The sequence below is a fragment of the Sphingomonas sp. NFR15 genome, assembly GCF_900103265.1.
Lineage (GTDB): Bacteria > Pseudomonadota > Alphaproteobacteria > Sphingomonadales > Sphingomonadaceae > Sphingomonas > Sphingomonas pollutisoli.
This window is the reverse complement of record NZ_FMWX01000008.1, coordinates 171,957-193,835: the sequence shown is the minus strand read 5'-3', so window position 1 is coordinate 193,835 and position 21,879 is coordinate 171,957. Positions and strand designations below refer to the sequence as shown.

Annotated in this window: 21 protein-coding genes and 1 pseudogene; 3 read left to right on the top strand and 19 right to left on the bottom strand. The window is 63.2% G+C overall.

The genetic code is table 11. The annotated features are described in order from the left end of the window. Positions 1–277: 277 nt before the first annotated feature. The 3 genes from BLS81_RS17345 to BLS81_RS17335 form a co-directional block, all read right to left on the bottom strand. Positions 278–856 (bottom strand): hypothetical protein, encoded by a 579-nt coding sequence (locus tag BLS81_RS17345; protein ID WP_093225756.1) that lies wholly within the window; start codon positions 854–856, stop codon positions 278–280. A 72-nt stretch (positions 857–928) separates the two neighbouring features. Then, complete coding sequence (locus BLS81_RS17340) at positions 929–4,747, bottom strand: hypothetical protein (protein ID WP_093225755.1); 3,819 nt, start codon at positions 4,745–4,747, stop codon at positions 929–931. A 165-nt stretch (positions 4,748–4,912) separates the two neighbouring features. Further along, complete coding sequence (locus BLS81_RS17335) at positions 4,913–5,887, bottom strand: DUF2493 domain-containing protein (RefSeq protein WP_093225753.1); 975 nt, start codon at positions 5,885–5,887, stop codon at positions 4,913–4,915. A 467-nt stretch (positions 5,888–6,354) separates the two neighbouring features. Here BLS81_RS17335 and BLS81_RS17330 point away from each other — a divergent pair, with 467 nt between their 5' ends. Beyond that, positions 6,355–7,518: an SH3 domain-containing protein gene (locus BLS81_RS17330; RefSeq protein WP_143023390.1), complete on the top strand. Its 1,164-nt coding sequence runs from the start codon at positions 6,355–6,357 to the stop codon at positions 7,516–7,518. 45 nt (positions 7,519–7,563) lie between these two features. On the opposite strand, the gene BLS81_RS17325 is transcribed toward BLS81_RS17330, so the two are convergent. From BLS81_RS17325 to BLS81_RS17290, 8 genes are all read right to left on the bottom strand, one after another. Further along, positions 7,564–7,884: a single-stranded DNA-binding protein gene (locus BLS81_RS17325; RefSeq protein ID WP_093225750.1), complete on the bottom strand. Its 321-nt coding sequence runs from the start codon at positions 7,882–7,884 to the stop codon at positions 7,564–7,566. Between the two features lie 246 nt (positions 7,885–8,130). Next, positions 8,131–8,625, bottom strand: coding sequence for a hypothetical protein (locus BLS81_RS17320; RefSeq protein ID WP_093225749.1), 495 nt, complete (start codon positions 8,623–8,625; stop codon positions 8,131–8,133). Positions 8,626–8,654: 29 nt separating this feature from the next. Further along, complete coding sequence (locus BLS81_RS17315) at positions 8,655–9,878, bottom strand: phospholipase D family protein (protein ID WP_093225747.1); 1,224 nt, start codon at positions 9,876–9,878, stop codon at positions 8,655–8,657. Positions 9,879–10,040: 162 nt separating this feature from the next. Then, entirely contained in the window at positions 10,041–10,547 is a 507-nt protein-coding gene (locus BLS81_RS17310; RefSeq protein ID WP_093225746.1) for a DUF736 domain-containing protein, read from the bottom strand. Between the two features lie 161 nt (positions 10,548–10,708). Next, the gene (locus BLS81_RS17305) at positions 10,709–11,029 is read right to left on the bottom strand and encodes a DUF7673 family protein (RefSeq protein ID WP_093225744.1); all 321 of its coding nucleotides are present in this window, start codon (positions 11,027–11,029) and stop codon (positions 10,709–10,711) included. 20 nt (positions 11,030–11,049) lie between these two features. Next, positions 11,050–11,721: an RES family NAD+ phosphorylase gene (locus tag BLS81_RS17300; RefSeq protein WP_093225743.1), complete on the bottom strand. Its 672-nt coding sequence runs from the start codon at positions 11,719–11,721 to the stop codon at positions 11,050–11,052. Continuing rightward, positions 11,721–12,380, bottom strand: coding sequence for a hypothetical protein (locus BLS81_RS17295; protein WP_256326311.1), 660 nt, complete (start codon positions 12,378–12,380; stop codon positions 11,721–11,723). The genes BLS81_RS17300 and BLS81_RS17295 overlap by 1 nt, the downstream gene beginning before the upstream one ends. A gap of 241 nt (positions 12,381–12,621) precedes the next feature. Then, positions 12,622–12,951, bottom strand: a complete 330-nt coding sequence (locus tag BLS81_RS17290; RefSeq protein ID WP_093225740.1) for a hypothetical protein — start codon at positions 12,949–12,951, stop codon at positions 12,622–12,624. A gap of 285 nt (positions 12,952–13,236) precedes the next feature. Between BLS81_RS17290 and BLS81_RS20865 the strand changes: the two genes are divergently transcribed. Next, positions 13,237–13,377: a hypothetical protein gene (locus tag BLS81_RS20865; protein WP_176787230.1), complete on the top strand. Its 141-nt coding sequence runs from the start codon at positions 13,237–13,239 to the stop codon at positions 13,375–13,377. A 118-nt stretch (positions 13,378–13,495) separates the two neighbouring features. Here the strand turns inward: BLS81_RS20865 and BLS81_RS17280 are convergent, their stop codons facing one another. The 6 genes and pseudogenes from BLS81_RS17280 to BLS81_RS17255 all read right to left on the bottom strand — a co-directional run bounded on the left by BLS81_RS17280 (position 13,496) and on the right by BLS81_RS17255 (position 20,584). Continuing rightward, positions 13,496–15,595 carry a beta-galactosidase gene (locus BLS81_RS17280; RefSeq protein WP_093225737.1) on the bottom strand — a complete coding sequence of 700 codons (2,100 nt, stop codon included), beginning with the start codon at positions 15,593–15,595 and terminating at the stop codon, positions 13,496–13,498. Positions 15,596–16,290: 695 nt separating this feature from the next. After that, positions 16,291–16,644, bottom strand: a pseudogene (locus BLS81_RS17275) (hypothetical protein); the annotation flags it as partial. 56 nt (positions 16,645–16,700) lie between these two features. Continuing rightward, entirely contained in the window at positions 16,701–17,537 is an 837-nt protein-coding gene (locus BLS81_RS17270; RefSeq protein WP_256326310.1) for a Mom family adenine methylcarbamoylation protein, read from the bottom strand. Positions 17,538–17,556: 19 nt separating this feature from the next. Beyond that, positions 17,557–18,840, bottom strand: a complete 1,284-nt coding sequence (locus BLS81_RS17265) for a hypothetical protein (protein ID WP_093225734.1) — start codon at positions 18,838–18,840, stop codon at positions 17,557–17,559. Between the two features lie 20 nt (positions 18,841–18,860). After that, on the bottom strand, positions 18,861–19,505 hold the full coding sequence (locus tag BLS81_RS17260; RefSeq protein WP_093225732.1) for a hypothetical protein: 645 nt from the start codon (positions 19,503–19,505) through the stop codon (positions 18,861–18,863). A gap of 68 nt (positions 19,506–19,573) precedes the next feature. Next, entirely contained in the window at positions 19,574–20,584 is a 1,011-nt protein-coding gene (locus BLS81_RS17255; protein ID WP_093225731.1) for a deazapurine DNA modification protein DpdA family protein, read from the bottom strand. 78 nt (positions 20,585–20,662) lie between these two features. On the opposite strand from BLS81_RS17255, the gene BLS81_RS17250 reads away from it, so the two are divergent. Beyond that, a complete protein-coding gene (locus BLS81_RS17250; protein ID WP_093225730.1) occupies positions 20,663–21,151 on the top strand; it encodes a hypothetical protein in 489 nt (162 codons plus the stop codon). A gap of 4 nt (positions 21,152–21,155) precedes the next feature. Here the strand turns inward: BLS81_RS17250 and BLS81_RS17245 are convergent, their stop codons facing one another. Both BLS81_RS17245 and BLS81_RS17240 read right to left on the bottom strand, forming a co-directional pair. Next, positions 21,156–21,641 carry a thermonuclease family protein gene (locus tag BLS81_RS17245; protein WP_256326309.1) on the bottom strand — a complete coding sequence of 162 codons (486 nt, stop codon included), beginning with the start codon at positions 21,639–21,641 and terminating at the stop codon, positions 21,156–21,158. 20 nt (positions 21,642–21,661) lie between these two features. Next, complete coding sequence (locus tag BLS81_RS17240; protein WP_093225727.1) at positions 21,662–21,862, bottom strand: hypothetical protein; 201 nt, start codon at positions 21,860–21,862, stop codon at positions 21,662–21,664. Positions 21,863–21,879: the final 17 nt, after the last annotated feature.

Sequence of the window (21,879 nt, the reverse complement as noted above, 5' to 3'; positions counted from 1 at the left end):
GTTTGCTGGATTTTTCGGGTTCGCTGTTTGGATCTAAGTTTTTGCTGGCTGTTTTCGGTTTGCTGTTTCGCTGTCTGGGTTCTGATTTTTCGGTTTTGCTGGTCTGTTTCGCTATCCAAGTGAGGGCGTGGCCACACCCTCACTGACGACATTGGACGCGACCGTTCGGATTTCAAGGATGCCGCGCGTGTGACGTTGATAAGCTTGGGCCATGGGCCAAGAAAAGGGCGCGCCAGCATGTGACGCGCCCGTCTTCATACCGTCGATCGGGCGGAGGCTATGCCCATTCGAGGCGGGAACTGTCGTCGGCATCCGCAGTCGCAAGAAGACGCTCTAGCCGCTCGAGCATGGCGGCGATTCCATCGGCTTCGGCGCGGCGCTGTATCGCCGGATTGGCAAGCCGATCCCGGATCGTATCGATCGGGATTTCGCCAACCAGGTCGGGATTGAGCCCGAGGCCTTCGAGCAGCGCGTGGGCATCACTCTCGGCGAGATCGAGTTCGTCTCCATGATCCGATGTGAGCGACGGGCGCATACGGATCGCGCGATCGCTTTCGTACCACCAGACTGTGATCCGGCGACCCCGGAACTGGGCTTCGTCGAGCACCGCGATCGCCGCGGCATCGTGGTCGAAAACGCGTGCGACCGAGGCGAGCGCGAGCGGACAGACTCGTGCATCGAAGTTGAGCGCGAGCACGCGCTCCTCGTCGCTGTCGGGATCGAGCAGGGCAAGACCGAGGCGTTCGCCCTCCTCCCGCAGATAGGCGCGGAAGGCAGCGAGCTGGCGCGCATTGATGGCGGCGACAGGACCGGGCTGATCGTCGGAAGCAGTGGCGATGCGGAACGTGATGGACATGGACGTCCTCCCTCGTTGGAACCGCTCCCTCGCTCCTCCTCTTCTCGATCCGTTTCCCGGAATATGGGCGCGTCAGCGCCCGTAGAAATTGTCCGCCAGAGACCGTTCTACGGTGTCGAGCATCCCGCTCGCCCAATCGCCGAGAACTCGGTCATTCGCCCACGCCGCCAGCGGCGCCTTGAAGCTAGTAAGATGCGCGTTTAGCGATCCGCCCCAGGAACTGGGATAGATGCGCTGGCGAAGCGCCTCGCGGAAACGCTTGCGGCCGCCATAGAGCTTGGCGAGCTGCTGCAAGGCCGGGTGCCAGACGAATGTCCCGCCCTTCTGTTCGAGGATGGGGAAGAAGCTGAGGAGGAAGGCGATCCGGGCATCCGGATCGACCTTCACCCAATCGAGCATGAGGTTGAGTGGCGTTCCGAAGAGCGCGCCTGGGCCGGTGCGCGAGACGTCATAGGCAAAGAGCTTTGTCGCCGAGATGATGGCGTTCAGACGCTCCCGCTCGACGCGGGTGGCGATCTCGTAAAAGCCTGCGAGCACAGGCCAGACCTCGGTCGGGGCGCGCTGGATCACGATCGGAAGCGCGCTGCGCAACGCGTCTGAGTTACGGCCGTTTCGCCCGCCGGCGGTTCGGCAGGCCTGCTCGATTTGAACTGCGAACGCGTGCGCAAAGGTGCGATCGATCGCGCCGGCGGCATCGAGCAGCCGGAGCATGCGATCATAGTTGTAATCGGCATTCGATGCGTTGCCTTCGGCGCCGTCGGCGATCGATGGTGAGAGAAGCGCGACCTTCACCAGCGCGATCATCTCGGGTGCCAGCGCCTTGTCGCCGTGGGTGACCATGGAGAGGATCTCGAGGGCGGCCCAGGCGCCGCCCTCTTCACCGCGATCAACCAAGGCGTGGATGAAGCGTCCGAGCGCGTCAGACGACACCTCGGCGAGGCCCTTGCCGTAGGAGATGACGACGGTCTGCGGCGGGGTGACCCGCTGCTGACGGACATCGTTGGTCAGCTCGTCGAGACGCTGGTCGGTGACGCGCAAAAACGTCGGAATATACATTCGGTTGGCGGTGAGAACCGTCGACTGCTTGGCGATCGCCTCGAGCTTGGCAACCTCTTCAGGGTTGTCGGCGAGGCGGCGATCGAGTGCTGACAGGAGGGCACCGACAAAGTTGGCGCCCGCCCTATTTCCGCTGGCATCGAGCGCGGTGACGGCCTGTTCAATGGCGTCGAGCGGGTCCGGCAAATGCTGCGCCAGGGCGTGGGCGAAGGGATGCGGAGAATTCAGCTCCTGGCTCGACATGACCCGAATGGCTCGCGCGCGCAGGTTGGGGTTGGCGGCGATGCCGGCTGCGAGCGCAGCCGCGCGTCGTGCGCCATATTCGAAGTCGGGATTGTCATGGTCCTCGGCGTATCGCCGATCCGGGTCGTGAATATCCGATACCCAGAAACGGCTGTAGAGCAGCGCCTGATCAACGGGGTCTTTGGGCAGGGTAACATCATAAAGACCGCGGACGGCGCCAGAGAAGTTCGTCGGCGTCTCGGGGCTGTCGAAATAGAGCCAATCGCCGATGCTCTTGGTCGCGGCGATATAGTGACCGGAGACCGCCACGACGTCGCCGATGAACGCCTCGATCGTGGGGAGCAGCTCGGGCATGATGAGGTTGCGCAGGTCGCCGGCGACGTGTTCTTCGATCGCGGGACGAAGCGCGGCATCCTTGGTCCAGACCTCGCGCAGGCGGTCGAGAGCCCAGTTGAAATAGGCATGGATCGTGCCATTGTCTGGCGGTGCCCATTCGGGCCCATAGGGTTCGGCCCCGACCTGCTCGAAATCTTCCGAACGGGAAAGATAGGTCTGGATCATGGCGCCGAGCGCTTCGACGCCGGCGCGGCGGATGCGCGGATCGTCCTCCTCGAGTGCCTGCTCCAACGCTTCGCGGCGCCGCCGATCATCGGCTTGTGTTCCGGCGAGCGCGACCTGGAAGAGCTGGCGCAAAAGACTGACGATGGGTTGCGTTCCCTCGGTGTCTGCGACGGCTGCCAGGCGCAAGATCATCTGTGCGGCGGGCCGGAAACTGTCCTGGCGTCCGGCGAGCAGTCGCAGCGTATCGACCAGTTCCTCCGTGACCTCGATCGCAGCCAGATCATCGAGCGGCATACGGCCGATGACGAAATAGAGGGCAGTCCCGACACGGTCGGGTTCGACGTGCGCGAAGGCGGGAAGATATTGCGCCACGTCGGGATGGACGATGGCCTCGTCCGCAAAGGAGCCGCGCAGGAGGCTGTGGATGACGTCGCTCAAGGTGCGCGATCGGGTGAGATAGCGCCAGCGCGCGAGCATCGCCTTACGGTGATGAGGAAGTGCGCCGCCAAGAAAGCCTATCACGGTAGATGGCCGCAGATAGTCAAGCCGGCGGAGCGCGAGGAAGTCGGCGATCGGCCGGGGCTGTGCGTTCATCGCGCCATAGTTGCGACCGACCAGGTGCTGCCCGGCGGCGATGACGAGGTTTTCGTACATCAGCTCGCCCTTCATCTGAACCAGCATCTCTGCGATCTTGTCGAACGCTCCGGGATCTTCGTCGGGCGAGAGCTGGCTGAAGAGCGAGAGGCACTCGAGCGCACGGACCGTTTCGCGCTCGGCGCCGACACCATCGAGAATCTGCTGGGCGACGGCGTCGGCCGACTTGAGGATGCCCGTCTTTCCGTAACTCCTGGTGAAGGACACCGCGATGCGTGGAAAGCCGTCGCAGAATTCGGCGAGATAATCGAGTTCGTCGGCCTTCGCCTTGGGCAGTCCGGCCTTGAGAATACCGCGAATGGTCGACCGGTCCGCCGAGGTCGGGCGGATCATGACGCAATGGTCGTCATGGTCGATGCCATCGGCGCCGATCGTGATGATACGCAGCGCGCTCCCCTCGCCCCGCGCAATGTCGTTCAGCCGGCGAGCCTCGCGCAGCGGGCATCCGTCGACCACGAGCACCGTATCGGCGCCGTCTTTCACGACCTGGTTGGCGACGTCCCAGAGGCGCGAGGCGACCTCATTATAGTCGCAGAAGATGAAGTTGGCGGCCGTCAGCCCGCCGAGCAGGCCGGTGCTGGCCGAGAGCGCGTGATAGAGCGCACGGGTCTTGCCGATACCGGACGCACCCCAGATGCGGGCACAGGTGCGCGGCTCGTCCAGTTCATCGGCAAGGCGAGCGGCAAGCTGGGAGAAGTCGATCGCGTCGGCATCGTGGGGGCCAAGCGAGAACTTCCGATCCGGGCTGCCGACAAAGGCCGGCGCCGCGATTTCGGCGCGCTTGCTCCATTGATCGAGGGTGGAGAAGCCGGCGAGTTCAATGGTCGCGTTGCGTTGCTTGATCCAGACCGCCACAGCCGGGTGTGCGCTGGCCCAGGCAGCAAGCTTGTTGCCGCCATAGACGTCGACGGCGGCGAGCTTGGCGGGATCTCCGCCCGCCGTCTTGATACCCTTCTTGATCGCCTGGACGCGATCGGCGGGCTTGTCGCCGACCAGCGCGGTCGTGGTGATCCCGATATAGCTGCCGCCGCGGGCGAGGACATCGCGGACCGCATCGCTGAGGACCTTGACCGCGACCGTCTTTGGCTGTGTGGGCTTCGTCCAGACCTCATGTTCCCACTGGGCGTTGCCGCGGTCCTTCGCCTTGCATTGGAAGATGATATCGCGCCCGGGGAAGAAATCGGTCGAGGCCTCGCCGCCCGTCCAAAGGATGCTGGCATCCTGGCCGCCGTCGGCAACGGTGATCTGAAGCGGCACATGGACGCTGCGCAGCGGAACACCGGCCTTGCGGGCTTCGGCATAAAGGAGGCGGCGCAGCAGCTCGACCAATTCGCCGCCGGTAAAGTCTTTGATCTCGTTGTGATGAACAGTGAACATCAGCCGTCCTAACCCGGCCACACCTGCGGCGAAACGAAAGTTTCCTCCACGACCGAAGGTCAGTCCCGAGCGGCGCGAGGGGGCTCGATGCCCCTGAGCGCCGCATAGCGACGGTGAAAAAGGAGGAGAGGCCCCGGCCGAAGCCAGGACCTCTCCGCTCAGGGCTCACGCGCCCTGTTTGATGTGCTGGTGCGCGAGGCGGACGATGTGCAGCGGAACGCCCGCCTGCCGCAGCTTCTGGGCGAGGTTTTGCTGGATGCCCGAGCCTTCGCAGACGACGGCTTCGACCGGCTTCAGACCCAGGATGCGGTCGTTGCGTACGAAGGCAGCGCGGTTCCCCTGGCTTTTGTCGAGGCGGAACTGAATGACCTTGACGCCGCGCGATGCCGCCCATGCGTGGGCCACCGCATCGCAGCCCTTGGCCTGTGCGGTTGTGGCAAGGATCATCTCCGGAACGCGTGCCTTGATGCTGTCGAGACCGTCCCAGAGCAGGTCGACATCTTCCCAGACCTGACCTCCCGAGAAGGCAACCACCGGGCCTTCGGGTGCGAACTGCTCGCGGCGTTCCCGTGCGCGCGAGGCCAGATAGTCGCGCGCGTCGACCATTGAGGCGGTCAGAGCGGACGAGACCCGACTCCCCCTGACCGGCGAGAAGGGCTTGCCGGTTTCGACACGGTAGACCTCGGCGGCATGGTCGCGCATGCACTCCATCGCCTCGCGGCACCCCTGCAGCGTCTGGCAGAGAAGCTGCGTGTCTTCGAGTTCGAAGGCGTAGCTTTCCGAGGGGTCGTAGTTGCGGGCGAGGTCACCGAGCTTCTTGGCGGCGTCATCCTCGCGGCCTTCGATCCGCTTGGCGACGACATGGAAGCTGTTGGCGAACCCCCAGGCGAGGTCGCGGGCGAACTCCTCCATCCGGGTGTCGCGCAGCACATCGAACATCGTGGCCATCATCATTTCGACGGCGACGCGAACCTGATCCGGATCGGGCATTTCCACCTTCTCTGCCGGATCGACGATGGTCATCTTCGCCATTTCGTCATGCTCGAGGAACGCACCCTCGTAAGTTTCAACCTGGGCATCGTTGCCGCGGCTGGCTGCGATGTGGCTGGCAAGGTCTGCGAAGTTCGTGAAATTGGTCATGATAGCCTCCGTTGGATCTCATCAACTCGATGAGGCTCTCCTCACGACGTGCGGCGGTCGGGGCGGTCAGGGACGTTCACCGGGAAGCCGGCGCAGCCGGACCCCGGTTAACGCCGCCACGCGGGGAGCGGGGGAGCCGATTTTCTCGGGTCCGGTGCGAAGCGAAGCGGAGGACCGGGGGCGTGAAAATTGGGGGGGACCGCTCATCCTTGACGGGCACGGATCCCCGCACGTCATATCTAGGAAGTCAGAGAGAGAGATATTTTAGGGCACTGCCCTTGCCCCCAGACCCCGCAAGGTGATCGTCACCCGGCAGGGCGGAGACCCGGAAACCGGGGCTCCGGGAGCCGAAGGCGAGTAGAGCGCCGGGCCCGTCCACCGGACGGGATGCCCCGCCCCTTCCCCGGTTCACTCTGGTGCAGCGAATGTTGGTCGAACGCTGCCCACGAATCTGGCAAGTGGCGGACATGACGACGAACACCCCCTTTGGGCCAGGAAGCCCTCTCAACGATCTCTACAAGCGCCAGCGCGAGATGGCTGATTTGCTCAAGCTCGCGCGGGGGCCAGGCTATGAGCTGCAACAGCGCATGAAGGCGCTCGAAGGACCGTTGGCGGCCTATCGCGACCTGGAGAAGACCGGTGTGCTGGCGCAGATTGCCAGCCTTCAGAGGAGCGGTGTGCTCAGCAACGCTCTCGCGAGCAGCACGCTTCATTCTGCCAGCATCGCGGCGCTGCAGGCGCGATCCTCGCCGACCTGGATGCTCGCGATACAGAGCACGGCGCGGGGAATCGCTCAGAAAGATCTCGGGCTCCTGAACACGCAGCAGCTTCTCGCCGCGTCGGCGGGTGCCGATGTGCTGAAACTCGTCAAAACGTTCGATGCCAATCGGTCGATCATCGAGAAGGTGACGGCCGCATCGAAATGGAGCGAGCAGTTCCGCTTGCTGAGCGACCGCTTTGCACCGAGCCTTGCTGGTCTCAAACTTGCGGCCGAGCGGGCGCGCTTGCTCGACATGCAAATCCTTCGTGCGAGCGCGGAGGTCGCGGCGAAGAGCACTGTTGCGATCGTCGCCGAGCAGGTCCTCGAAGCCCATGGTCTGATCGAGGCGATGGGCCAGGCCGACAGCCATACGCAGAGCCTCACCCTCTTTGCGCAATTCCTGTCGCTTGTTGAGACCATCTTCTCCGGCTTCCAGGGGAACACGGTGAAAGAGCTGAAGGGGGTCGGCGCCTTCAGGTTGATCGAACTGCTGCTGATGGCGTTCGCGATCTGGCACATGGTCGTACCGGCCGAGATGTCGCCGGTCGAGAAGGCGGCTTTTGAGGAAGTGACCAACAAGATCGAAACGGTCGAGGAAAAGCTCGGCAAGATCGTGGCGACCGACGAGGCCGCCGACACGTCCTATGTCGACGGCTTGCCGCGGGCCCAACTGAAGCGCGACGCGGCGATCCGCCGCGAGCCGCAAGGAAAGGCCCCGGTGTTGATGCACGGGGTCAAGGGAACCCAGCTCGCGATCAAGGACGCCCGAGGGAAATGGCGCCTCGTGGTTTACCGCGATCTCTTGACCAACCAGCTCTCCGAAGGCTGGGTCTACGCGCCAGCGGTGCAGATGCTGGACGAGCCCGCTTAATGATGAAAAGGTCGATGGGCGGCGCCGGAGCGCCGCCCCTGCGGATCAAAAGAAGTCGATCTTGTCGGCCCGGATCTCGCAGCCGTAGCGGGTGATGCCTTCGCGGTCCTCCCAGCTCGAATAATGGAGGCTGCCGGTGATCGCGACGACATCGCCTTTCTTGCGGGAGGCCGCCGATCGGGAGAGACCGTTGAAGCAGGTCACCTTGTGGAACTCGGTGTCCTTCGCCGTATAGCCGGTGGCCTCGTCGACATAGGACTTGCCGTCCTTCAACTTCAGGCGGTCGGTGGCGACGATCAGGGTGGTGACGCTGCCGCGGGTCTCGGGATCTTTGACGACCCTACCGGCGAGATTGACGTTGTTCATGGGTGTGCTCCTCGATTGATCCAGCGGCCTTCCCGCCGGTGACACCGAAGAGCGGCGTGCGGGACCGGGCAGCACCGGAGCGTAGCGAAGGGGAACCCCCGGCGGGAGCTGGTGCGGGCAGCCGCGTAGCGGCAACACGGGCGACCAGAGGGGGTTGCGGGCCGGGACCGTCTCGCCGCAGGTGTCAGGAACAGGCGAAGGAAGGGCGCCGGATCGATCGAGGGATCGTCCGGGCGACCGGGCCGGTCAGGGCGTGATGGTCCAGAGCGAGAGCATGCCCTTCTTGCCCTGCCACTCGTTCCCGACCTGGGCGAAGCCGGACCGCTTGAGGTTGTTGCGCATGGTGGGGCTGTCGGTGGTGGCGAAGGTCGGCTCGGTGATCTGCGCGACGATGGCATCGACCAGGCCGCCGGAGAGCTGCTTGCCGCGCATGTCGGGAGCGATCACGACATAGCCGAGTTCGGGCGCACTTTCGAAGCCGGCGATCGGCGCGCTGGCTGCCATGAAATTGCCGCGGCGATAGGTCGCGGCCGGCTGCTTCCAGGCGGCGACCGCGACGATCCGATCGCCGACAGTCTCGCGTAACAGCGCGACGCAGCGGGTCCGCCTGAGGCGGGCAAGGAGGTCGTCGACGGTCCCGATCACGGCCTTGCCCCGCACCACGAGCTGCGCGACGGCGATCTGGTCGGCGGCAGGGAGATCGGTGAAGGTGCCGGCCCAGGGGTAGGTTTCCTCAGTCATGCAAGCGCTCGGTTCTCTGGTTTGGGCAATCACGCCGCCGTCTGTTTGGGCGGGGCGTAGTAAATGGAATCGAGCATGGCCGCCCTCGCATCCCAGAGGTCGCGATCGCGATCGGCGGGACGCGGTGCCGTGTACCAGGGCGCTTGATGGGTTGGTTCGATGACCCACGCCCAATAATTGTCGAGCGATAGCATGGTTCGCTTGAAGGCGAGCGCTTCGGAGAGGCCAAGCTTGTTCGCGCCATCGACACAGACGAAAAAGTCAGGCCGCTTCATGGCGAGCAGGCGGGTCGCGGTCGCGATCGGATTGCCGGCAGTCGATTTCGGAAGCGCGCGTTTGAATATCCTGGCGTATTGGTCGAACTGATCTTCGGTGACATCCCCGCGCTTCGGAATGAGATCGAGGGCTTCCGCGATCGCTGAAGCCTGAAGCCCGACGGCTTTCGCGAACTCGGTGGCCCTGTTCATCGAGCCGAACCATCCCCACTCAAACCCGTCGAGTTTCGCTTGTTCGGCCTCGGCGGCGCCGAGAAGCCCTGCCACGGCTTTCCATTCGGCAACGGAGAGATCAGCAAAGGAGTCGCTCTTGGCGAACATCTTCTGGACCTCGCGGATGAGGCCCATGCGCTTCTTGAGGGGGCGCTTGTCCTTGCGGACGAGTTTGACGAACTCGGTCCAAGACATGACGGCAAGCGGCGAGTTGAGACGCGGCCACTGATCGCCGTCGTCGTCGGGCAGGACAGGATTCTTGGGTCTGGGCGTTTGGTTCACGGCCTTGGCCTGACGCCTATAGCTCGCGGCGAGGACCTTGGTGACCGGACGATGGAGAGGTGCATAGCTCCCGAGCTGATCGCGAACCTGCTGGGAGAACGGATCCTCAGCCAGGCCTTTGACATGCACGCTGGCCTCAAGGTTCTTTCCGAGGCCGCCCTTGGTGAAGTTGGCGCTGCCGACGATCGCCTCGGCCTTGGCACCCGACTGAAAGTAGAAGATCTTCGGATGGAAACAGCCGGGCCGGTTCTTCGCGACGTAGGCATTGGGCACGTCAACGAGGCGGTCGATCAGGTCCGGGTCGGTGGCCGAGAAATCAACACCTAGCAAGACGGACTCGAACTTGGCGGCATTGGCGAGCAGCGCTTCGGCGACGCCAGTCAGCTCGCCCCAGGCAACGGCAATGGAGATCTGCTCGTGCTTTTCGATGAGCGCCGCCAGACGACGCGCAATGGCCTTTGCTTCCAATAGTGCGATTTGCATGCCCTGCGCCGTGTCCCCTAAGTCGACACAAGGATAGGTAACTACATGTCGCGCTGCTGCAATTCAGTTCTTGGGAAATGATCAGATCGGGCCAATCAAAACGAAAAAAGGGCCCGCTTCGCGAGGAAGGCGAAGCGGGCCGGAGAGAGGGGCGGTTGAGGCTCAGTCAGCCATTTCCGGCGTGCGACCACGGCGACGACCGCCACCAGCCGGCGCTTCGCTGCCGAAAGCGCCTTCGGCCGAGGACTCGCCCAGACCGTCACCGGAAGTGGGCGGAGCGGTTTCGCCGGCACCCGGCAGCGGCGGCAGACTGTCGTCGGCGGCAACCGTGTCGGTGGGCGCGTCGCGCCGGCGGGTCGGACGGGACCAGACGACGTTGTACGAGCCGTCTTCCTGGCGGAAGGCCGAGATGTAGAGCGGCTTGTCGAGGCTGGGATCCTCGATTTTGCCATTGAGGAAGCTCTCGCCGGTAGAGTTGGACGACAGTTCGAACAGCGATCCGACCTGGACCCATTGACGGGCGGCCGAGAGCGCGAGGATCTCGAACTTGGGAGCGCGCGGATTGGCGGACTGGACGGTGCGCAGCGCGATCACGATGGCGAGAGTGAGGGTCGAAATCTTGCCGGTGTAGGTGCCGCTGGCGTTCTGGGTGATGGTGCCGATGTTCATGGGTCGTCTCCTGAGAAAGTTCGCTCGAACCCCTTGTCCGAACACCTTCTCTCACCCCGCTCCTCTCCTCGGCCGTTCGGCCGAGTAAGGCGCGCCAGCGCCGCTCCGACGGCGCCACTGCGGCGCCGTCGGGTCGTTCCACGTCATCTATGTCCCGGGTCTCAGGCCCCCGACCGCGACGCCGGCGAGCGCCATAGGGCGATGATGTCCTGCATCTCCTCGGCGAATCCGAGGCTGTCGATATAGACCGCGCCGCGATCGTTCTGGCCCAGGAAGCCGATGACGGTCGTGATGTCGTTGGCGATCGCGACGTCGAGCCCGAAGATATCGGCTATCTGGAAGTGGCCGAGGTCGGGCCCGTTCCACCAGGCCATCAGAAAATCGGCGACGCGCTTCGACTGCCCGGTGTCGCTCATCGCGATCGGGATCAGCCGGGTCAGCGCGGCCCGCGCTGAATCATAGTCGGTCGGAACGGAGGTCATCGACGCTCTCCCCGCTGAACTCAGATATCTTCGTAATCGATCGAGAGGCTGGCCGCGAGCTTCTGGATTTCATCATGGCAGATGGGATCGGCGATAGCGCGCTTGCTCAAGCCATCAAGGATATCAGCAGGCACGCGATCGCCGAACAGGATCACCGCGAACTCGGGACCATATTGGTAAGAGGTATAATAGAGCCCTTGGGCAGACGGACAGGCGGCGTGAATCTTTTCCGCCCAGGCCCGTGTGACGGGGTAGGTGCTGCGCGGACCAGCCAGGAGAGCGTTGCCATTCACGCCGATCTTGCGTTGACCCGTCGTCGTGATGCTGACCAGGCTCAGGTCGTGTTTCGTGCGCACATGACTGTGGGCGTGTAGCCGATAGTCATTGGGATAGACGATCTCGGGTGGCGCGACCTTCGTGCGGTTACGCTGCGGGCTGTCAGGGCAGCGCAGGATGATCTCACATGCGGCACATTCGAACGATTGCGCCGCATAGATGGTCGGAATGACGGAGCCGCCAGCATCGCGGATCGGCGAAAAGCGAGCGTTTCCCTTGTCGGTGCCGTTGAACTCGACGGGGCCGAACGCATCGAGATGAACGCGATGGAGTTCGGTCCCGGCCTTGAGCAGATGATAGTCCTCCTTCCCAACCTTCATCGTGGCTGGGTTGGGGATTTTCAGACTGATCCGCATCAGCCATGGACCTCGGGCTCGATCTCACGCTCGAAGGCGGCGATCACGGCCTCGGGTTCACTACCAAGCGACGCGCCAGGCGAGTCCTCGAAATCGAGATGAGGCCGGGTTAGCCAATGGAGCAGCCGAAAGTTGGTCCAATGATCGGGCTTCCTGGCGATGATTTCGCTTAAAGCCGGATAAATCCGGCGACCCTCGACATCGAACTGCAGCAGCGGATAGGCGGCTCGACCATCGACCGTGAAGCGGAGCAGCTCGTTCTTTTCCTCCTTGCGCTTCATCGTGGCCGACGGATTGGCGCCGGAGAGACCGAGCAGCTCACAGGCCTGGGCCTGATCCGCCATCTGCGTGCTCGCGAGGATCCGCTCCTGAAGGCGAGCCCGATTGAGCGCGGCCTTGAGTTGCGCGTCGTCACCCGTCGCGAGATTCTCGCGGAGCATCAGCCGATACTCCGAGATGAGTTTTTCGAACTCGGTGGAGAATTTGTCCTGGAGATAGCGTGCGGCAACCTTCTCGAATGCTGTGGCGAGAAGTTTGACTGCGGCCGCCGGCAACTTGGCTCCGCTCGCTCTGGGCGCGGCCTCGGACGCAGTCGCGGCGAGTGCTTCTCTGAGGACCACGAGATTGTCGGGGTCCTGCCCAATCGAAAAATCGACCACGACATGACCATTGTCGGCGGCGGCCGCGGCGATCCGCGGGGACGCGTAGAAGGCGCGCTTCTTGCCCCGCGCCCGGCGCGGCGTGCCGACACGGGCCTGTGTATCGAGAGTGGATGCGGCTACCATCGGTAAAATCCTAGTTACGCTATACCCTCTAATTCATATAGCACAAATAGCAGAGATTGCGAGTCCATCGTGCGGTGATCCGAGAGTGACGACCTCCAACCGGCAAGGTGGCTCGCTAGTGGACCGATCCGAAAAGGCTACGCTTCGCAGCGGCCTGGTGGGTTCCGTCCTTGACGCCGATCGTCTCGCGCATCTCGTTCCCAAGCCTGGCGGCGAGATCTTCCGGGACGATGGCATGCGGCTCGACAATCGCGATCGCGGCCTCTGGTGTCAGCAGCTCGCCAGGCTCGGTGCCGATCCAGATGAGAGCCTCTCCTTCCTCGGGCTCGTCCTCCGTGACGAAGAAGACCTGCGCGAAAAACGTCTGCAATGGCCGGTCCCAACCGATGGTGGCGCGCACGACATGGGGCTGATCGGCCTTGGGCGGGAGATGGTGACGGCTCATCCACATGTCCTCCGAATACGATGCTGAACATGACGCGCAGCGCCCTGGGCGCTGCTGATCGCCTTGCCTGCGGCCGAGGCAGCCTGACGGGCACCCGCCTGGCGCAACAAAGTACGGGCTTCGCGCAAACGCTCAACTGCAATCGCTATGGCTTGGCCATGCTCAGGCGTCGCCGGCGTGATGGAGGAGGCAACGGCCTGACTCGCTAGGTGCTAGCCACGCGGCCCGCTCAGCGGCAGGATTCGACCAATAGCGTCGCTGGTCGGTGGGGCCCAGAACGACAGCTTGCGTTATAACCTGCCGCTCGCTCTTCAAGGAGCTGTCAGGCAGGAAGGTGCCCTCATTGCAGTCATCGACTGGCCGACTGATGCTCCTCAAAAGCTGAATATCCGCTTCCGCACACCAGCCTTTTTGCAAGAAGAATAAAATGGGGTGGAGTAGAACGGCAGCTTCCCACCATACCTTTCAAATGCTGCTACTCACGGTTTCGCAGGGTTCGGATGCCCCCGCTGGGCAAACAGCAGAGCTCAACTGACATTCTGGTTCATCGCGTACTTTCCAAAATCTCTACACCCCATGGACCGATCGTTGAAGCCGCCTGCTTCCCTGTCACCAGATCCGTTCCGCTGACGAGGTCGCGCGGAACGGTTTGCTTTTCTCGTGAGTAGTTCAGCAGATAGCGGACCCGATTGCCATTCGTCAGTGTGCCGCTACGCACGATGAGTGGGAATCGGGCTGCCTCTGGCCAAGCGACACCAGCGCGTTTCGCGGTGTCGGTGAGGACACCCTCGATCAGCGCGTCCGACGGCATGAAGCCAATGTAGGTTACCTCTCCCTTGCCGTAGGAGTTGCGGGTGATCGCAGCATAATCGGGCCATGAATGATGTTCGAAGCGGGCAATCACCTTGGCGGTTGTAGGAGTTAGAAACTCCATCCACCAGCGGGCCTCCAGATCTTTTCCGCTGAGGCCATATGGCTGGGACCCGACTTTGACTTCTTTGGGTTCGGTAAACAGCTGGTAAGTCACCCCTGCCGCCTTCGCGATTGCGCCCGGCTGTGACGCATAGCGCACCTTGGTATTCTCGTCCGAGAACCCGCTCTTGAAAGTATACACCAAATGCCCGCCCGCTTCAGCGAAGGCATTCAGCCGAGCAATTTCCTCATCAGTCGCAGAATACAGCGCTGGCACGACAATCATCTTGTATTTCGACAAATCCGGATTTCCGTCAGGTGAAATGACGTCAGCCTCAATGTTTCTTCTATATAGCGCGTCGTAAAATGGACGCATCACTTGGTTGTATTCAATGTTTCCAGGCAGCTTGAACGAGTCGAACGCGCTCTGCGCGCGATTACTGACATAGATCGCAACCTCATTGCTCTTCTTCAAATCTGCGAGCTTTGGGCTGAGGCGCTTGATGTCAGCACCAATACCCTTCGCCGCTCGGTAGACTTCGTTCGGCTGATAGTCTTGGGTCAGCAATCCGCGCCAGTAAGTCTCAACCGCGTTGGCCGTTGTGGCCCAGTGCCAATATGCGACCATGTTTGCTCCGGACGCTAGATGGCTGAAGGCTTGCAGGCGCAATTGGCCCGGATAGGGTGTCCATTGCACCCACCCCTGTGCCTCGGTCTCAATCACGTAGTAGTTTGCGCCGCCTTTCAGCGAGCGGGCCAGGTCGCCGCCGAAGGCAATCTCCGCGCCGGTCAGGTCGTCCTGGGTCGGGTGGTAGATGTCCATGCCGGCGACGTCGAGCGGCTGGGCTGCTTTCCAATGGTTCACCTCGGGCTGAATGCCGTAGGACGTTTTCAGCCAGCCCATGTCAAAATTCTGGGTGATGAACTGGTCTTCGCGCGCATGCTTGCGAACCAGCTGTGCCTGCCACCCGAGGAACTCGGTGACAAGATCTCTCTGGAATTCGGCGAAAGCGTTTTTCACACTCGCGTTCATGGTTCCGATTGTTGAGGGGAAGTCCTCCCAGCGGTTGACACGATTGCTCCAGTAATCGAGCCCCCAAGCCTGATTCAGTTTATCGAGGCTGCCCCACTTCTGCTGCAGCGACTTCACAAAAGCGGCCTGCACGTTCGGGCCGGCCGTGTTGTAGGGTTTGGTTTCGTTGTCGACCTGATAGCCGATGACCGTCGGATGCTTGGCCACATGGGCGATCAAAGCCTCGATGACCCGCTTTGCCGCTGCGCGATAGTGCGGGTTCGTGATGTCCATGTTCTGACGATAGCCGAACTTCGCCTGACCGTCGGGTCTGGTCACCAGCACATCGGGGTGCTCACGCGCGAGCCATGTCGGGATCGCATATGTCGGCGTGCCGACGATGACTTTGATGCCATATCGTTGGGCAGCTGAAAGCATCCGATCGACATGGCTAAAATTGAAGACACCCGGCTGAGGCTCAAGCGTGCCCCACGTCGACTCGGCGATGCGAACTACCGTGATGTTCGCCTCTTTCATCAAGCGGAAGTCTTCGTCGATGCGGTCGACGGGCGTGTACTCGTCGTAATACGACACTCCGTACAGAATTGATCGTGGTGTGCGATCAACGCCTTGAACTTCGGCTTGTAAAACGGAGGAGCTCAAACAAGTCCCTACGAGAGCTGAGATGGCGACAAAGCTGGATAACTTGAGCTTGATCATCGGATGTCACCTGTCTCGATCTGTTTTTCTACATTCTAGGAAGAGGCGCCTGGCGGGTCACGGTGGGTCATAGCCAGCTACGCGGCAACAGCGCTTCGTTATGCATCCTCCTGTTCGCGATTTTTGTGCATCGCGAAGGGCTAAAGTGACGGGCCATTTTCATTTGTGCAACGCATATTTCTCACCTGAAAATGGAAATCGGATTGCGGGGCCGTTTGTGAAGCGGCGATCGGCGGATTGCTTGGTCACACGATGGCTGATTTGGAGACGCCGATGAACAGATCCTGTGATTGACCAATGCTGCTTGCACGGGGCTGCTCGCTCCTCATTACCCCTCGCTTATGACTACGCCCACTAACCAACGATCCGCGGTAGTTGCGCGCAAATTGGTCAGTAAAATCTTCAGTTGGGTCGCTCACCTAGCGTCAGGTTAGCGCCGGAAGCCGTCATACCGATGGGTCATAAGGAACGGCGGGTTTGTCCCAAGGACGGTCCATCGTGACCTGTCGGCGTATAACGGAACTGCCGGTCGCCAGTCGAACACTTCAAGCCCTTCCGCACGGATCGCCGATCCGAAATTGTTGGGCTGAAGTGAGGAAGGACAGGCCGGGCGCCACCAGCTTTTTGGGTTAGCGCGTTGCCCGGCCTGCCCTTCCTTCACAAGCTAACGGGATTCCGACTGAGTCCAGACCTGGCGAACAGCTATGACGGCCCACGCTGATGCTGGGGAGCGTCGCGTTGGTCAGGACATTCTCCAGGATCGTGAAATAGGGCGGCCAGTTCTTGAACCGCCGCGGCACATAGCGGACGATCTCGTAGGGGATGCCGCGAGCGGCCATCCACCGGGCCATGATCGCCTGATATTCGTAGGTCTCGGGCTTCTCGGCGCCGGGATCGGCGGAAAGTACGAGATCGGGCGGTTCGCCCCTTGCCTCGAGTTCGACAAGGAGGGCCGTTGAATCGACGCCGATACCATAGGCGAGGACGACGGGCGGCGGGGCGGCGACCAGGATGGTGTCCACCAACCGCCTGCTGTTGGGAATATTCATGGAGTTCTCGGCCTCGATCGCGGCCCATCGCCGCGACCTCAAAAACCCCCCTCCCCTCACTCTTCGCCGGCTGCGCGGCCCTCGGCCTTGTCAGGGAGGTCGAACTGAAAGGTCGGATGCGCCAGTGGCAGGGCCTTGGGGTAAGGCAGGCGCGGCAGCGCGCGGCCGTTACGACGGGCTTCGCGCGTCAGCTCGAAGCAATAGGCGTAAAGCCCCGGCTGCTGATGGCGCAGGAGGTGGCGGTCGCGCTGGAGCCGCCAGAGCCATGCCGCGGGTGTCTCCCCGAACCCTGGCTTCGGCAGGCCAAGCGAAACGAGCTGATCAATCGCACCGGAATGGCCTCGTTCGCCGAGACGGATCTTTGAGAGCGTCCGGCCCGCGATCGTCGTGTTTCCGGCGCGCAGGACCGTCCGCGGCCTCGTGACCGCCCGGTGGGCTGCCGAGAGCGCGCAATAGACGCGGCCAATGTGTCCGACGCCTGGATCGCTGTAGGAAACCACGGCCTCGATGCCAGGCTTCTCGCGGCGGAGATGGCGAAAGGCCCGCGCGACAAAGAAGCTCTCCCCGTTTTGGGGCACTGCGTCTGTCAGGATCAGACGTGCCAGCACGCAGCCGCGGTCTGGATCGGCGAAGCCGGTGTGCCGTGTTATCACGGCGCCGGTGGTTGGCACGGCGAAGACGGCGACCCCCTCGAGCGAGGCCCCGGCGCCATAGAGCCCGACGGCGAGTTGGGCCGCGGGGTAACTCGGGAGATAATGGTGTCGCTCGATGAAAGCACGCGCGAGGTGATGGTCGATGATCTCGACGGTGTAGGATTTAGGGTCAATGACCGTCAGATCACGAGCCCATAGCGCCCGGCGTTCGCGCCAGCGCTGGCTGCGGGTCGTTTCCATGCTTTTGGGTCCCCAGAGATTAGCGCGCCGCGAACCTCGTCGCCCCGCCGAACAAGCGCAGCGCGCGCGCCATCTCGTCGCGCAGCCGGGCCTTGCTTCCGACGACTATGATCGGATCTAGCAGATTGCCGTCAGAGCTGGTGAAGCCCTGCGCGGGCGCGCCGCCCTGTTCGATCGAAACGAGATGGCCTTTTCCAGGCGCTGGCCCCTGATAGCGCGCTGTCAGCTCGCCAAGCTTGGCGGTGAGGCCCTTGGTCGCCTTCGACCAACGAATGTGGCCTGCGCCGACATTGCTCCCGGCCTCGCGGCCTCGGGCCATCCATAGCTTTACATGCGCCTTCACCTGCAGCGGTGTGTTGCGAGTGCGCTCCCGATTCCGGCAGGTCGGTAGTGCGGCGGCGTGAGCGTCGAGAACCCTGAGATATTCTCCATGTAGTGCGACAAGGATGTCCTCAACGTCGATGCCCGCCAGGAGCGCGCGAAGACGGTCTTCCTGCTCGGCACTGGCAATGAGTTCATCGGCACGAGCCGCCGTCAGTTCGTCGCCGTCTGGCAAGGTGGATGCGCCGGAAATGAAGCCGTGGGCCGCCGTGAGGATGATCGCACGGCCGCCGTAGCGACCTCCCGTCTCGCGAAAACCCTCGAAGATCTCGCCTCGACCAAGCGCCGATGCCGGGTGGTCGCCAAGGAAGATGACCCGGCGTGACCACGCTGTTGGTCGAGGCCCGTCGCTGGGTTTCGGCCAGTCCGAGGGGAACGATCGGGCCGCTATTAGGGGTCGCAGCCGGGTAGGCGTACGTTCGGTGGCGAGATTGGTTCGGCGGGCCGCATCGAAGAGATCATCGACGTCGCCGCCACCGTCGGCGAACCCGCGATCATAGGCCAGTCGCCCTGCGGTTTTGGATGGCGCGCGATGATTCCAACCGGCCTGAGCCGCATGCCAGCCATCGGCATAGCGGATCGCCTGATTCCAGTCATAACCGTAACGGTCCCTGCCGCGCAGGATCGCCGTGTCGCGCTCGTCGCCGCGTCCGGCGACGGCGCGCTCCTCGGTGAAGCTGAAATTGCGTGACTGGCGCTCGACCTCGGCCTGTGCGGCAATGGCATCGTTGACCGGCTTTATCGCTTCGACGCGCGCGCGGGTACGCGCCATGCGGTCTGCCGCCGCAGATGTTGGTGGCAGGTCGGGATAATCGCGCCAGGCTTTCGCGAGAGCCTCGGCGTGAGCGGGGGCGCGGCCACGGGCTAGCCAGGTGGCGGTCGAACAGGGATCGAAGGGCGAAATATACTCGTCGCGAGTCATATGCTCGGCCTCCGTCGACTTCAGGCAAAGAGGCGCATGGGCTGTTCAACCGGCGAGGTAAGGCGCAGGTCGCGCACCAGGCGGGTCGCGAAACGATCGGGCGCCATGAGGTCATTGACCGATGCCCAGTGATTGCGATCGCCGCAGTGGTCGTCGCGGCCGCGAACCCGGCGATAGAGGACTTCCCGGCCTTGGCCCGAACCGCCCAGCGAGAGCTGCACCCAGGCCTCCTCGCCATGGAGCGTGATTTCGCCGGAGACCGCAGGGCCGCCCTTGTTGGAGCGAATGTCATAGCTTCCATCGGAAAGACCCAGGGCGTCGGCCAGGCGCCGCATCGCGGAGCGGCCCTCGGAATGGAAAAGCCGCTTGGCGGTCTCGTCATAGCTGACACCGCGATAGGCCAGGTTTCGAAGTACCGGGGTCCGGCGAATTTCGGCGATCTGGTCCATGCAGGTGCGGCGAAGCTCCAGGCTGGACGGCCGATCCTCGCAAACCGCATGGAGATGGCGAACGAGCAGGATCACGGCAGGATCGGTTTCGGCATCCTTGCCAGCGTTGCGGCAGTCCTTGATCGCGGCGCCGATGGCGTGGAGAGTGGTGCCGACCGTGATCAGCGAGCTAGGATCAAGCGCTTGCTGGTGGCGCATGGCGACGTCGTAGGTCATGGGGAGGATCTCCGGTCTCGAGCACAAATCGGCTCAACCGCCCCTCCCCCTCTCTCCTTTCTCCCCGATCAGCCGGCGAAGCCGTCCCGGTAGATGTCGGCCGCCCATTGCTCGATCCACGGGAAGGTCAGCTCATCATGGTCGAGATCGCCGGACTCGATCAGGGCGCGGATTTCTGCGCGGGCCTGGGCAATCGCCGCTTCCCACGGATCGCTCGGTGTCACGTCGATCGACGGATGCGCGATCGACGGAAGGCGTCGCGGCCGCCGTGAGAGCCGGTCGTGCTGTGCGCCGACCCAGTCCTCCAGATGTTGGGCGACAAAGCGGTCGGTCTTCGAGACCCCGGCCTTGCGCGCGGACCGGCGGGCGCCGACGCCGTAAGCTTGGCTATCGATCGAAGCGACCCTGTGGCTGAACGGGAGGAGGTAGGGCAGCACCTCGCCCTTGGCGCCGAAGACGTGAAGACGCACGCCCACCGGCAGGATCTGGTCGAGATGATCGATGACGGCGATCAACCCTTCTGGTCCGTGAACGGGCCGGCGGCACATACTGCCGACGCCGATAAGGGCGCCGGGTTTCATCGCCGTCCGAAGGGCGTCGACACAGCGCCCATAGTCCTCGGGCAGACGGCCTTGGATGACAGGCATCAAGGTCGCGACGATCCCATGATCTTCGGCGAGCCTGCGGCAATCGCGATTGGCGCGGATGGTCCGCGAGATGCGATCGATGACCCCATCACGATCGCGCGCGATCTCGGCCTCGACGCAATAGTCGGCACTGGCCCACCAGCGGAACGGGTAGGCCGCGGCCAGCGCGACATAGTCGGGAAGCGACCAGGGAAACCCGCCATAGCGGGCGGTGGCGACGAAGCCGGCGGAATCGAGACAAAGTGCAGCAAGACCATCAGCGTTGGCGAGTTGGCGCAGCCGCCATCCGATCCATTCCCGCCAGCCCCGCTTCTCGGACCAGCACGAGAGACAGTTTGCAGAAATGAGCGCGGCTTGGCGCAACGACCGTGTCCTCGCGAGGATTGGGCCCTCACCGAGATGCGGAAGTCCGACGATGATCTCGATCGACATGGGGTGCTCCATGGAATGGCGGTCCCGGTTGACGGTCTCGCGTGTTCACGTTACGTTCCGTCGCGCAGGAGATTCGCCATGAGGACAGACAAATTTCGCGACCGCTTCGACCTCGACATCACGCTTCGTGACGCGGCGCTGGATGCCGAGAATCGGCCGACGCGCCGGATGATCGCAAACGCGTCGATCGGCATGGACGTAGAGGACGCCTATTATTCAGTGCGCGAGCTGCGACAGGCGGTGGCTTGGGTCCATGAGGGCGAGCCCTCGGGCAAGGCAAAGCTGACTGCGATCCTCGCGAACGACGGGGCGGACGATTTCCAGCGCTGCGTCTATTTTTGCCTCGCGGGACGGGGCGTCGTCGCGATGCTCGACGATCTCGAATGGCTTGAAGACCTTCTTGAGCGCCGTGGCCGGGTCGCGGGCGAGCAGAAGCGGCGGAAGGGTTCGCGGATGCCGCTGACCAATCCCTATGTGGCCGATTCGCCCGACGGGCCGATGGTCAAGTTGGATGCCGATTTCGAGCAGGGCCCGTCCTGGTGGGCGGACCCGGCGCTGACCGACTGAATCGTCAGCGCTCGCAGCGCAGCCTTTCGCCATGCCGCCAACGGGACGGTTCGAGCCACGTCCCGGCAAAGGCCCCTGCCCTGCGGGCTTTCGCCTGGGTGAATGCCGACTGATATCGCGCCGCTCGGGCCGAATCGTCGCGCAGATATTGGGTCTCGGGCACGGCGAGGCCGGCGCGGATCATCCGCTCGCCAAGATCCTGCCCATCGACGGTCACGATCGCGACTGGGCGACCGTAGCTGGATGAGGGCGTCAGCTGGATCGATGCTTTCTTCGAGCGGAGCGCATTCGCCGCGAAATCCTGTGCGGCCTTGCCGCATTGCCAGCAGCCGGCGACCTTCTGACAGAGCTGCCGGCGCTCGAACGCATCAACCCCAAGCAGCCTGAAATCGACCGCGACCGTATCGCCATCGAGGGCTCGGGCCTGCGCATCGAAGGTTTGCGGCTTCGCCGGCGAGGCCGCGGCGGTCATTGCAAGCACCGCGAGCATGAGGCCGGTCGTATGCCGCATCACGAAACCATCTCTACCTCGACCATGTCGGTCGTCGACGGCGATGTGCAGACGCGGAAGGGTTGAAGCGGATTGACCGTGCGCACGATGCTCAGCGGCTCGCATCGCTCGTCGAACAATCGCGACGCCACGCGGTTGGCGTTCTCTCGGCTGCAGAGCAGGAGACGCTTGGGTGACAAGCCGTCAGTCTGGGCGAACATGGGTGCTCCTCGTCGAT

Excerpts from the sequence above, each read along its gene's own strand:
- BLS81_RS17315 (WP_093225747.1), bottom strand. The coding sequence starts at position 9,878 with ATGCAAATCGCACTATTGGAAGCAAAGGCCATTGCGCGTCGTCTGGCG.
- BLS81_RS17310 (WP_093225746.1), bottom strand. The coding sequence starts at position 10,547 with ATGAACATCGGCACCATCACCCAGAACGCCAGCGGCACCTACACCGGC.
- BLS81_RS17300 (WP_093225743.1), bottom strand. The coding sequence starts at position 11,721 with ATGCGGATCAGTCTGAAAATCCCCAACCCAGCCACGATGAAGGTTGGG.
- BLS81_RS17340 (WP_093225755.1), bottom strand. The coding sequence starts at position 4,747 with ATGTTCACTGTTCATCACAACGAGATCAAAGACTTTACCGGCGGCGAA.
- BLS81_RS17330 (WP_143023390.1), top strand. The coding sequence starts at position 6,355 with ATGACGACGAACACCCCCTTTGGGCCAGGAAGCCCTCTCAACGATCTC.
- BLS81_RS17305 (WP_093225744.1), bottom strand. The coding sequence starts at position 11,029 with ATGACCTCCGTTCCGACCGACTATGATTCAGCGCGGGCCGCGCTGACC.
- BLS81_RS17325 (WP_093225750.1), bottom strand. The coding sequence starts at position 7,884 with ATGAACAACGTCAATCTCGCCGGTAGGGTCGTCAAAGATCCCGAGACC.
- BLS81_RS17320 (WP_093225749.1), bottom strand. The coding sequence starts at position 8,625 with ATGACTGAGGAAACCTACCCCTGGGCCGGCACCTTCACCGATCTCCCT.
- BLS81_RS17260 (WP_093225732.1), bottom strand. The coding sequence starts at position 19,505 with ATGACCTACGACGTCGCCATGCGCCACCAGCAAGCGCTTGATCCTAGC.
- BLS81_RS17250 (WP_093225730.1), top strand. The coding sequence starts at position 20,663 with ATGAGGACAGACAAATTTCGCGACCGCTTCGACCTCGACATCACGCTT.
- BLS81_RS17335 (WP_093225753.1), bottom strand. The coding sequence starts at position 5,887 with ATGACCAATTTCACGAACTTCGCAGACCTTGCCAGCCACATCGCAGCC.
- BLS81_RS17290 (WP_093225740.1), bottom strand. The coding sequence starts at position 12,951 with ATGAGCCGTCACCATCTCCCGCCCAAGGCCGATCAGCCCCATGTCGTG.
- BLS81_RS17255 (WP_093225731.1), bottom strand. The coding sequence starts at position 20,584 with ATGTCGATCGAGATCATCGTCGGACTTCCGCATCTCGGTGAGGGCCCA.
- BLS81_RS17345 (WP_093225756.1), bottom strand. The coding sequence starts at position 856 with ATGTCCATCACGTTCCGCATCGCCACTGCTTCCGACGATCAGCCCGGT.
- BLS81_RS17265 (WP_093225734.1), bottom strand. The coding sequence starts at position 18,840 with ATGACTCGCGACGAGTATATTTCGCCCTTCGATCCCTGTTCGACCGCC.
- BLS81_RS17280 (WP_093225737.1), bottom strand. The coding sequence starts at position 15,595 with ATGATCAAGCTCAAGTTATCCAGCTTTGTCGCCATCTCAGCTCTCGTA.
- BLS81_RS17245 (WP_256326309.1), bottom strand. The coding sequence starts at position 21,641 with ATGCTCGCGGTGCTTGCAATGACCGCCGCGGCCTCGCCGGCGAAGCCG.
- BLS81_RS17270 (WP_256326310.1), bottom strand. The coding sequence starts at position 17,537 with ATGGAAACGACCCGCAGCCAGCGCTGGCGCGAACGCCGGGCGCTATGG.
- BLS81_RS17240 (WP_093225727.1), bottom strand. The coding sequence starts at position 21,862 with ATGTTCGCCCAGACTGACGGCTTGTCACCCAAGCGTCTCCTGCTCTGC.